The organism is Streptomyces sp. TE5632 (genome assembly GCF_054061295.1).
Map to the genome: position 1 here is coordinate 5,416,880 of NZ_JBSSEA010000003.1, position 10,688 is coordinate 5,427,567.

10 protein-coding genes and 2 pseudogenes are annotated in these 10,688 nt (G+C 71.3%); 6 read left to right on the top strand and 6 right to left on the bottom strand.

What is annotated here, in order from left to right; all coding sequences use genetic code 11:
- Positions 1-25: 25 nt before the first annotated feature.
- Positions 26-1,237 carry an MFS transporter gene (locus ACVW19_RS29880; RefSeq protein WP_457463289.1) on the top strand — a complete coding sequence of 404 codons (1,212 nt, stop codon included), beginning with the start codon at positions 26-28 and terminating at the stop codon, positions 1,235-1,237.
- A gap of 1,312 nt (positions 1,238-2,549) precedes the next feature.
- Here the strand turns inward: ACVW19_RS29880 and ACVW19_RS29885 are convergent.
- The 5 genes and pseudogenes from ACVW19_RS29885 to ACVW19_RS29905 form a co-directional block, all read right to left on the bottom strand.
- Positions 2,550-2,777, bottom strand: coding sequence for a hypothetical protein (locus ACVW19_RS29885; RefSeq protein ID WP_457464906.1), 228 nt, complete (start codon positions 2,775-2,777; stop codon positions 2,550-2,552).
- Positions 2,738-3,649, bottom strand: a complete 912-nt coding sequence (locus tag ACVW19_RS29890) for a helix-turn-helix domain-containing protein (protein WP_457463290.1) — start codon at positions 3,647-3,649, stop codon at positions 2,738-2,740. The genes ACVW19_RS29885 and ACVW19_RS29890 overlap by 40 nt, the downstream gene beginning before the upstream one ends.
- Positions 3,650-3,782: 133 nt before the next feature.
- A pseudogene (locus tag ACVW19_RS29895) lies at positions 3,783-4,094 on the bottom strand (transposase); the annotation flags it as partial.
- Positions 4,095-4,129: 35 nt separating this feature from the next.
- Entirely contained in the window at positions 4,130-4,747 is a 618-nt protein-coding gene (locus ACVW19_RS29900; RefSeq protein WP_457463291.1) for a DUF1707 SHOCT-like domain-containing protein, read from the bottom strand.
- 499 nt (positions 4,748-5,246) lie between these two features.
- Positions 5,247-6,212 (bottom strand): transposase family protein, encoded by a 966-nt coding sequence (locus ACVW19_RS29905; RefSeq protein ID WP_457463293.1) that lies wholly within the window; start codon positions 6,210-6,212, stop codon positions 5,247-5,249.
- Positions 6,213-6,324: 112 nt separating this feature from the next.
- On the opposite strand from ACVW19_RS29905, the gene ACVW19_RS29910 reads away from it, so the two are divergent.
- From ACVW19_RS29910 to ACVW19_RS29920, 3 genes are all read left to right on the top strand, one after another.
- Positions 6,325-6,984 (top strand): MSMEG_1061 family FMN-dependent PPOX-type flavoprotein, encoded by a 660-nt coding sequence (locus tag ACVW19_RS29910; RefSeq protein WP_457463295.1) that lies wholly within the window; start codon positions 6,325-6,327, stop codon positions 6,982-6,984.
- A gap of 94 nt (positions 6,985-7,078) precedes the next feature.
- Positions 7,079-7,888, top strand: a complete 810-nt coding sequence (locus ACVW19_RS29915; RefSeq protein ID WP_457463297.1) for a hypothetical protein — start codon at positions 7,079-7,081, stop codon at positions 7,886-7,888.
- A gap of 44 nt (positions 7,889-7,932) precedes the next feature.
- Positions 7,933-8,145 carry a hypothetical protein gene (locus ACVW19_RS29920; protein WP_457463298.1) on the top strand — a complete coding sequence of 71 codons (213 nt, stop codon included), beginning with the start codon at positions 7,933-7,935 and terminating at the stop codon, positions 8,143-8,145.
- A 52-nt stretch (positions 8,146-8,197) separates the two neighbouring features.
- Here the strand turns inward: ACVW19_RS29920 and ACVW19_RS29925 are convergent, their stop codons facing one another.
- Positions 8,198-8,671 (bottom strand): RrF2 family transcriptional regulator, encoded by a 474-nt coding sequence (locus ACVW19_RS29925; RefSeq protein WP_457463299.1) that lies wholly within the window; start codon positions 8,669-8,671, stop codon positions 8,198-8,200.
- Positions 8,672-8,756: 85 nt separating this feature from the next.
- Here ACVW19_RS29925 and ACVW19_RS29930 point away from each other — a divergent pair, with 85 nt between their 5' ends.
- Both ACVW19_RS29930 and ACVW19_RS29935 read left to right on the top strand, forming a co-directional pair.
- A complete protein-coding gene (locus tag ACVW19_RS29930; RefSeq protein WP_457463301.1) occupies positions 8,757-9,509 on the top strand; it encodes an SDR family oxidoreductase in 753 nt (250 codons plus the stop codon).
- 705 nt (positions 9,510-10,214) lie between these two features.
- A pseudogene (locus tag ACVW19_RS29935) lies at positions 10,215-10,631 on the top strand (SAM-dependent methyltransferase); the annotation flags it as partial.
- Between the last annotated feature and the right edge of the window lie 57 nt (positions 10,632-10,688).

The window sequence follows — 10,688 nt, forward strand, 5'->3', positions numbered from 1 at the left end:
CCTGCCGGGAACCCACCATGACGGGGTGCGAAGAAAACCGTCGATCCTCCTGCTGTCCGCCGGGCACGCCTGCGTGGACGTCTACCAGGGAGCCGTGGCGTCCCTGGTGCCGTTCTTCGCGGCCGAGCGCGCCTACGACTACGCCGCGGTCTCGGGCCTCGTGCTCGCCGCCTCCCTGCTCTCCTCGGTGGCGCAGCCCGTGTTCGGTGCGCTGACCGACCGCCGGCCCATGCCCTGGCTGCTGCCGGCCGGCACGCTGCTGGGCGGTCTGGGCATCGCGCTGAGCGGGCTCAGCGGCTCCTATGCGCTGACCCTCGCGTTCGTGGCCGTCTCCGGGGTGGGCGTGGCCGCCTACCATCCCGAGTCCGCCCGGGTGGCCCGGGTGGTGAGTGGGGGCAGCCACAGCGCGATGGGCTGGTTCTCCCTGGGCGGCAACCTCGGCTTCGCGCTCGCCCCGCTCATGATCACCGCGGTCGTCGCCACCGGGGGGCTGCGCCTGACGCCGTTCCTGGTCCTGCCGGCGCTCGTCGGCGCGGTGCTGTGCCTGCCCGTGCTGCGGGCGCTGGAGCGGCGCACCGGCGCCGGACGCGGAACCGCGGTGGCGGCCCGGGCCGACGACGTGGCGTCGTTCGTGAAGTTGTCGCTGGCCGTGGTGTGCCGGTCGGTCGTCTTCATCGGGCTGGGCACTTTCCTCTCCCTGTACACCACCGAGCGCATGGGGGGCAGCACGGCGGCGGGCGCCGCGGCGCTGTTCGTGCTCTACCTCGGCGGCGCGGTGGGTTCCGTACTGGGCGGAGCACTGGCCCATCGCTGGGACCGGGTCACCGTCTGCCGCTGGTCCTGTCTGCTCACCGCCGGATCCGTGGCGGGCCTGCTCCTCGCGCCCGGTCCGGCGTTGTACCCGTTCGTGGCACTCACGTCGGTGGGCCTGTACGTGCCGTTCTCCCTGCAGGTCACTCTCGGGCAGGACTACCTGCCCTCCCGTGTGGGCACCGCCAGTGGCGTCACACTCGGCCTGACCGTCAGCGTGGGCGGCTTGGCCAGTCCTCTGATCGGCGGCCTGGCCGACGCCACCTCGCTGCGTACCGCCCTGGCCCCGCTCGTGCTGATGCCCGTCCTCGGCTGGCTGTTCTTCCGCATGCTGCCCGAGCCCGCCCCGCAGGCAGGGGACGCGGCCCCACCGAAGGGGGGTGACGCCGATGCCGCACTCTCCCGCTCCGGACCCGATCACCGCTGACCGGTCCGCCGAGGTGAACAACCCGCCGGAGCCTGCGGACCAGGGTTCCTGTCCGCTGAAGGACTGGGGGTGTGCCGCCGGGCTGAGCCGACCCTCCTGGCACCTGCTGTCCGGTCACCGGACGTCCGACGGTGAAGTGGAGTACTGCAAGTGCAGTTGCGATGCCATCGTGGTGCTCCACGGGGAACAACTGGCCGCCTTCGCAGGCCCTCCGGCCGGCTGACCGCCCTGTCCGAGCAGGCCGGTGACGCGCCGAGCCCGCAGAGGACGCCACGGCAGCGGGCCGCCTGCGCCCGGCAGTCCAGCGTCGCCTCGCTGTGCGGGCCGGCGACCCGGGCGTACGCGTCGGCCAGCGCCTCGAACTCCGGCAGCGCGGCCCGGTGATCGTCGGTCGGCTGACGGCTGACGGCTGACGGCTGAACGCCCGGCGCCTGCGCAGCGCGAGGACCGCCCTGCTCTCCGAGCCCAGCACCCGGGCGGCCGTCCCGATCATCTCGCCGACCACCTCGGCGGCCTGGGAGAACCGCTCCTCCTCCATCAATGCGGCGTAGTGGTCGTGCACCTCGCGGATCTGCTCCCGCAGCTCCTCGCGCCGTGCGGGTGGCAGCACCGGCGCCCCAGCCGCGTCGGGCCCGGTGTCGGCCGCGGTGGGCCGCGCGCCCACTGCTCCGGCACGCGAGCGGGGCGCGTACGGGCGCCGGAACACCCCGGTCGGGTCGGGCGCCCCGGCCGGACCCGCCTCGCCCGGCGGCGACTCCTCCGCCTCGTCCGTCGGCGAGGCAGGAGCGGCCGCAGCCGCTCGTACACCGCCTGCACGTCCACCGGGCGCGCTTCGGGCGCCTCGCGGAGCAGGTCCAGGACGAGTTCCTCCAGCTCCACCGGAACGTCCGCGCGCAGCTTCCGCAGCGGCGTCGGCGCGGTACGGGGAGAGCCGCGAGACGGGGAACGACGGCCTCTCGCTTTGCTGAAACGCCTGGTCAAACTCGGCGTCCTCGTCGAAGCCAACACAGTCGACTTCGCCAGGAAGCAGTAGTCGGCGACGCGCTGGTCGGCTGTCCTGCCCCCAGTCTCACCCGGAAAGGGAATCAGCCCACGAACCGCCCTCTGGCGATCCCTGCTGCCGGGCACGTTCATCCGCACGCGGTTGAGCAGCTTTGAATGCGTACGCGGACACGACCGCGTGAGTTGACCGCGAACCCACGCACGGGTCCATCCTCCAGAGGCCCGCGAGTTCGAGGGAATTGAAGGTCCTTCAGCATGAACCCGCGGGCGTGTCGCCCCGATTTCGGGGAATGGATCAGTGGGTTCGCGCTCAACCCGCAGGGTCGACCTCGGCGGGCTGCGCCGACAGGGAGCGTGCGGAGTCCGCGTAGCGCATCACGGTCTTCTCATCGAGCCCGAAGACCTCGGCAAGGTTGAGGGGGCCGGGGCCTCGGACCATGGCCTCTTCACGTTGCCGGTCGACGCGTAGTCGCTCCAGGGTCGCCACCTGCCGGCCGGTCAGGCCTGATCTGCGGCGCGCAGGGCCCGCGCCAGCCATTCCAGCTCCTCGGTCGCGTCGGGCGCCGAATCCTGCCCGCGCACGCGGGCGACAAGCCTGCGGTAGTGCTCCGCCCCTGCCTCGATCCCGGCCTCCAGGCTGCGCAGCACGGCGGTCCGTTCGGCGTCGCCGAACAGCTCGGACAGCACCTCGGCCGCCTCCGGTGCCTCGGGGGCGACCCCGCGTTCTCTGACCTCCGCGACGGTCTGTACGACCTGCCTGGCCCACCAGATGGACGCCCCGGGGAGACGACCCTGCCCCGGTACGGGCGTGTTGAGCTCCATCCATGTGCGCAACCGGGCGCGAAAGCCGGGGTCCCGCACCAGTTCGGCCAGTTCGATCCAGGCGTCGACCTGCTCAGGTGCGGGATCGTCGGGCAGTTCGATGCTGAAGGTGAGTATGCGGTCGCGCAGGCGCGGCTCGACGTCGAGACCGCCGAACACCTCCTCCTTGAACTCGTCGATGATCTGCTTGCGTTCGGCGGCGGAAAGCCGCGCCAACCTGTTCATCAGTGCTGTCTCCTCAGCGGTGGAACCACGTTTCGCCACGGTGGACAGGACGGCCCGGCTCACCTTGAGCGAGCGGATCTGCGCGTCGAGCGCGGCCACGTGCGCGTGGGCGACCTCGGCGACCGTGGTCCGACCGCTCAGCACCCGGCACACGTCGTCGAGCCCGAGGCCCAGCTCCCGCAGGGTGCGGACCAGTTCGACGCGGGCCACGGACCCGGCGTCGTACATCCGGTAACCGCTCGCGGAGCGGGCCACGGGCGGCACCGCTCCCTCGTCCGCCCAGAAGCGCAGGGTACGCACCGGAAGTCCGGTGCGGTGCGCGAGCCGGCCGATGGTGAGCAGGTCGGGGCGTTCGTCGTCCATGGGCGAGATCCTGGACCCTCCAGCCGCTGGAGACTCAAGCGCCTCCTCGCCTTCGAGTGGGCCGCAGACTGATCGGATCGGATGAGGAAGCTTCAGGAATTCCGAAGTTGCGTCACCGCCGGCCGAGCACGGAAATGGTGTGCGGGATCTGCCGGCGACGCAGGTACTGGCGGATCCGAAGGGAGGAGTACGCGCGGTCGGCCAGGACATGAGCAGGTCGGGTGCGCGGATGTCCGCCACCGATCCGCGGAACACTGATGCGGTCCATGACCTCGGTGAACACCGGGGCACCGGCCCGCTGCCCCGCGGTGACCACGGCGACCAGGACGTGAAATGAGGCGTCGACAGCCAGGTGAATCTTGGTGGTCAGGCCGCCGCGCGAGCGGCAACCGCTCCAGCCACACCCACTGTTCGTCCGGCAGGTCGCCACGAGCCATTCCAAGATCGTTTCAGATCTTGATCAATATCTCGGCACGCGTCCTAGCTCTGCGTCGGGTTGCTGTGCAGCTTGCGTCGTTCCCGGCGGTTGGGGTGGCGGATGACTACTCCGGCCATGCCGCCGGATCCAGTGAGCCGGATCAGCGGAGTTCCCGGGAGCCGGTCGGGAGTGGTCTTGTCCGTCAGGCCGCCGACGCCGGGATCCATGCCGCTGGTGTCTGCGGCCCAGCCGTCGGGGATGACAATCGTGACACCGGATGTCTCCCCGTACGCCTCCACTGCGACCTCCGTGAGGCGGCACTCAGCCCGGGTGAAGTCGACCTTCACACCCCCCACGCTTCCGTGAGCGATCACGTGCCCGGGAACCTCCCAGCGCCCGGGGCCTCGAGACGCGCCGTACAGGCCGCCCTTGAGCACCAGGGGCGGCCGGTTCTCAGCGGAATTCAGCCTCGGCAAGTCGGCGGTCAGGACGGCCAACTCGGCGTAAGTCTTGGACTTCAGCGCCTGCTCCAGGCGCGAATCCAGCTCATCGAGGTCGATTCGCCCCTCGGCTGCCGCATCGCGCAACTGCTCCACCACTGCTTCCCGGTCGTCGTGAGAGGCGCGGAGCTCTCCTGATGGAGCAGGGCGCGGAGAGGGCTCCGGAGGCTGGACAGTCATGGCCACAAGGATAAGCAGCCGGTGGACTGAGCGGACTGGAACTGCACATCGCAGACACTGCCTGGAGGGCTGCGTGATGGGGTGATCAGTCTCCGGGTTCCCGTCGGAGCGAAGCGCTCCGCCTTGTGGTGTTGGTGGGGCGGAGCGTAGGGGTGAGATACCGGTCAGCGGTCCGGCCAGGTGATTGCCGGCTGTTCGGAGGTGAGGGTGATCTCGAACTGCTCCAACGGCGGGGCCCCGGCGCCGCGCCACCGGGTGATGTGCGCCTCGACGGCGTCCCAGATGCGGGACGGCCCGTTCTGCCGGACCGTGACGAGCCGGAAGCGGTCGAGATAGGCGCGCAGGGTCCCGGAGTGCCGGGCGGTGGCTGGACCACGCTGTACCGGAGCCGTGAGCAGTCGGTGAACCGCCCGGGGTTCGACGAGGTGTCGGGGCCTAACGGGCTGACCCGCGATTGATCTTGGGGCGTGTTGGCCTGCGGGTTCGGCTGGATCGTGGTTCAGCAGGCCGTTGTGCGGACGTGCACCAGCTCGGTGCTGGGTTTGTGCCGGGTGGGTCGCTTGGCGGCGCGGTCGGAGACCAGAGCGGCGATGGCGAGGTGGGTTTCGCCGTAGGTCTCGCGGCGGTCGGTGTACCGCTGGAGCGGGCGCCCCTGGCGGACTTCGGTGTTGGCGTGCTCGACACAGATCCGGCGGGAGGACTGGCGGCGTTTCATCTCGCGCCAGCCGTAGCGTTCGGTGACCGGCCCGTCGTTCGGGGCCTTCGTATCCTTCGGTTTCCTGGGTGGGGTGCTGACCTGGTCGGGGAACTCGTTGACCAGGCCGCGGTAGCCGTCGTCGGCCTCGGCTCTCACGCCGGGGTGCCGGTGGAACTGCTCGGCGGTGTCCTCGGTGCGCATGGCGGTCCGGTCGTGCATTCGGCCGGGGCGCTGGGCCCCGGACCACAGGGTGCGGCTCTGGCCGTCGCTGATCGTGGTGGTCTTGGCGGTGTTCTGCCTGCGCTTGCCGGAGACGAAGGCCCGCCGGCCGGGACGGCCCGCGCGTGGGCGGCGGATCTGCGTCTCCATCCCGTCGATCCGCAAGGTGACGTCCTCGGCCCCGGCATGGGCGAACACGTCCTCCAGGGTCCGTAGCCGGATGCCGGGCCGGTCGGGGACGGCGAACCCACGGCCTGCCGGCAGCGGGCGGACCTCCCGGATGGCCCGGCCGATCGTGGAGGACCCCACCTCGTAGAGCACGCCCAACGCCTCATGGGTGAGCCCGGTCCGCAGATGGACCAGTGTCACCAGGGGCCGGTCGGTGAAGACCAGTTCGTCCTTCGGCCCGGCCCCCGCCTCCCGCCGACGGGCGCCCTCACGTCGCTCATGGCGCCCGGACTCACAGCGCGCCCCCCAACGCGGGGCGAGTTCTGCGACCGACTCGTCCGGATGTCGGCGCGACAGCCCGCAGAAGGCAGGACGGGACATGGTCGCGCGAGCCTGTTTGATCGTCACCCACCGGACAACTCGCGCGGGTGTCTCTCCGTCCCCGCACTCACCGGCCAAGGCCGATCGCAGGTCGGCCCGTTAGGGTCGGGGCATGACGACCCCCCTTGCCGGCAGTGCCTTCGACTCGCTCCGCCTCGACGCCGTGCCCGACCGGGAGGCGTTGCGCCGGGTGTACGAACTCCCCGGCGACGCGGCCGTGCGCAAGCAGATGACCGAACTCACCGAGCAGACCCGGCGGTTGATCGGATGCTCATCGCTGGTCCTGGTCGCCAGCGCGGACGCCGAGGGCAACTGTGACGTCTCCCCGCGCGGCGGCCCCGCCGGGTTCGTCGCCGTCCTGGACGCACGGACGGTGGCGATACCGGACGCGACCGGCAACAAGCGGCTGGACACCCTGCAGAACGTCATCGCCACCGGGCGGGCCGGGCTGCTGTTCGTCATCCCGGGGCGCACCACGACGCTCAGGGTGAACGGCCGGGCTGTCGTCTCCACCCGCCCGGAGCTGCTGTCGCAGCTGACCGCCGTGGGCAAGCCGCCGGCCAGTGCGCTGGTGCTGGGGATCGAGGAGGTCTACCCGCACTGCCCCAAGTCGCTCCTGCGCAGCGGGGCCTGGAAGCCGGAGCAGTGGCTGCCGGCGGACGCCCAGCCGACCTCGGCCGAGGTGACGCTGGCCCAGCTGCGGATGCCGGAGCTGACGGTCGCCGACATCGAGCAGGCGGAGGCGGACTCGCTGAAGTACCGGTACGAGTAACGGGCCGGCCGGCGAGTGCTGAACCACCAGCCCGCCGGATCCCCGGACCGGCACGCCCCAAGATCAATCGCGGGGCAGCCCGTAAGGTGGCGAGATGCCTCTGACTGCCGACCGGACCGCCCTGGATCTGCTCGATGCACACCTGGAGGCGCTATGGGACGGAACGGAACTCCCGCTCCCGCAGGGGCCGGTCCGCCTTGCAGCGGAAGGAAGGAGCGGGCTCGTCCACTGGGCCCTCGACCAACTCCGGTGCATCCCCCGCGAGCCGAAGGACGCCTTTGTCCGCCAAGTCGGCGGTCTGCTGATGGAGTTCCGCTCTCGTCGCTGTCCCTGGAACGCGGCGGCGCTGCGACTGCTCGACGACACGTACACCTTCGCGGCCACCGGCCCTCGGCGGCACGAGGACTGGGCGCACGACGTCCACGCCGTGCTGTACCGGTCGGTCCCCGACCCCCGGGGCTGGGTCCGACTGGACTGGGACCGCGCCAACACCGCCCGCCACACGGTGCCTGCGTACCCCTTCGACCCGCCGGACCCGGCGCTGCTGCCCACTCACCTGTACCCCCTGGAGGCGGAGGCAGCGGTCGCCGCGCTGGCCGTCATGGCCGAGGAATGGCAGGGGGAGCCGGCCCCCGTCCGCTCCCGCTCCAACCGGGACGCCCTGTTGGCGGATGCCCGGTTGCTGCTCGACCGGTACGGGCCCGGTGCGCGCTACTGGACCAACGCGACGGCCGCCGCCTCCGATTCGACACCGGACTTCCTCGCATCCGGCCTCCAGGGCACCGCGTCCCACTGCTTCCACACCCGCGAGTACATCGCAGGCCTCGACATATTCGAGGACCTGGGCGTGGTCGCGGTGAACGGCGAAGAGACAGGCGTCTTCTGGTCGTTCGGGGCGTACTGACGACGTTCAAAGAAGGCACAGGGCGACCGTCCACCACCGCCTCGGTGTCCTCCCGGCCGGGCACCGTGGGCCGGTTCACCCTCGCCAGACTGACCGACGAGGGGTGGCACAAGGTCGCCGCCGCGGCGCCCGAGCATGTCGACGCCGTGCGTCGTTACGTGTTCGACACTCTCACGCCCGAGCAGCGGCGAGCCCTCGGCGAGGCGGCGGCACGCATCGTCGAGGTCCTCGACCCACCGGGGTTCGCGCGGGCCTGACCGGCCGCCTGTCTGCGCGACCTCCGAGGCGTTGCCCGTGGCGGCGGATGCGCTACGGCGTCCCGGTCAGGCGCAGGCGGGTGCGGGACGGGGCCGACGGGGGCAGTGCGGCGATGATCTCGGCGAGCGAGGTCGCGGCGAGGCTGTGCCGCCAGGCTTCGTGGGCTTCGGCCATCTTCTCGGCGAGGATGCAGGGGTTCTGGCACTCCTCGGCGGGCAGTGCCCCCCGTCCCTGTTGGCGGATCTCGCGGCACTCGTACGGCGAGGACGCACCGTCGACTGCCTCGACGATCTGCAGGAGCGTGATCTCGGAAGCGGGCCGGGCCAGCCGGAACCCACCGCGCGGGCCCGTCGTCGCGGCCAGCACACCGGCCTTGACCAGCGTCTGCAGCTGCTTGGCGAGATAGGCCGCCGGCAGGTCGAAGTACCGGGCGAGCTGTGCCGCCGACGTGGTGGCCCCCGCCTCGAGCTGCGCCAGCGACGTGGCGCAGTGCAACAGCCATTCCGTGCTCACAGGCAGCTTCATGGCCGGATCCTATCCCGGATATTGCAGACCTCTTTAGTCCGAGATAACGTCAGGCGGCAGCGCGAGGGACAGAGGAGAGACCGCCATGCGGACCATGCGAATCGCCGTTGCCGGAGCGACCGGGAACATCGGGGCGCTCACCGTCGCCGCCCTGGAACAGGCCGGACACCACGTCGTGCGCATCAGCCGCTCACTCGGCGTGGACCTGACCACCGGCGACGGCCTCGACGCCGCCCTGACCGGCGTCGAGGCCGTCGTGGACGCCACCAACTGCACGGCGACCGACCGGGACGAAGCGGTGACGTACTTCGGCACCGCCACCCGGACGCTGCTCGCCGCCGAGGAACGGGCCGGTGTCCGCCACCACGTGCTGCTCTCGATCGCCGCCCTCGACCGCGTCGAGGGCAGTGCGCACTACGCCGGCAAGCGCGAGCAGGAGCGTCTCGTGACCGAGGGCCCGGTGCCGTGGACGATCGTTCCGGCCACCCAGTTCCACGACTTCGCCGCGATGGTGACGAGCTGGACCGAGCGGGAAGGCACCGCCACCATCGCGCCACTGCTCGTCCAGCCGATCGCACCCGCGGATGTGGCTGACGTCCTCGCCGAGATCGCCACGGGCGCACCGCAGGGGCGTTACCGCGAGGTCGCGGGTCCCGAGCCGCAGGACCTGGTGGACATGGCCCGGCGCACCAACGACGCGCGCGGCCGTGCGGTCAAGCTCGTGCCGACGTGGTCAGCGCTGTTCGGCCCGGCGATGGCCGGTGACGTGCTGCTGCCCCGACCGGGCGCCCGCATCGCGCCGACCACCTTCGACGAGTGGCTCGCACAGCAGCGATAGCGTCCCCTTCCACAGCGCCCCCCGCTGCCGCGATCGCGGCAGCGGGCCACGACCACCCCGCCTGCGCCGACGGTCACGTGGCCGTGGCATCACGCCCCGGATCGCCCGTAGGGGTGCGGACTCCGGCAGGCGGCTGGGTGGGCCGGCGCCGCTGGACCACCGAACGCACCGTGGCCCGGCTCACCGATGAGACCGTTCCTTGCGTCTTCCGGCGGAATCGGCGCAACTCGTCGAGGTCGGCGAAACCGGTCAATGTGCTCACGCACCCACTCGTCATAGGTCCGCAGTGGGCGGCCGATGGCGTCCTGCACGGATGGCCGCTGGTCACGCGTCCACTGAACGAGTTCGCGGATCGCGGGCCGGTTCACCGTCAGGAGTGGTTGCGTTGCGGTCATGTACTCACGGTTGCGTGTCGTGGCCTAGCGCGACCAGTGGTGACGCGCCGACGCCGACCCCTTCGTACGCGGCGGCGGGCGGCGGTGTACGGAACGGGGAGGCGCGAGGCATGACGACGGTGCGGGACGAAGAGGCTGGTGAGGAGCGGGGGTGGTGCCGGTCCAGGACGGTCAGGGGCAGGGGAGCCGGAGGCCCGGGGACGAACCGGGGGCGGGGGTGGTGACCGCGTTCGGACGGCAGTTGAAGCTGCTGCGCATCCGGGCGGGCCTGGAGCGCCCGGAGTTCGGCAAGCGGGTGGGCCACTCGGCAGACCCGGTCGTCCTGGCCCACGCCGCGGCGCTGCTCACCAGCACGCGCGAAGGCGCGACGGCCTCCATCGACGCCGATCTGCGCGACCCGGAGAACATCCTGGAACAGGCAGCCAGGACACTGGACTTCACACAGCCGGTCGCACTGATGCTGCTGGGCGTCACCGCCCACGTCACCGACGACACCGTCTACGACCTCGTCGGCCGCCTGATGGACGCCCTGCCCTCCGGCAGTCACCTCGTGCTCTGCGACGACACCGAGGTTCTCGACCCGCAGCAGATGCGCGAGATGATCGAGCAGTGGAACGCGGCGAGCGACAACCCCCGCATCAACCGCAGCCCGGAGGAACTCGCCCGGTTCTTCGACGGCTTGGAGTTGCTGGATCCCGGTGTCGTCTCCGTCTCCCACTGGCGTCCCGGCCGGTCCGGACGGTCGGGCAGGACCGTCCTGATCTCGGACCTCCGGCCTTCGCCC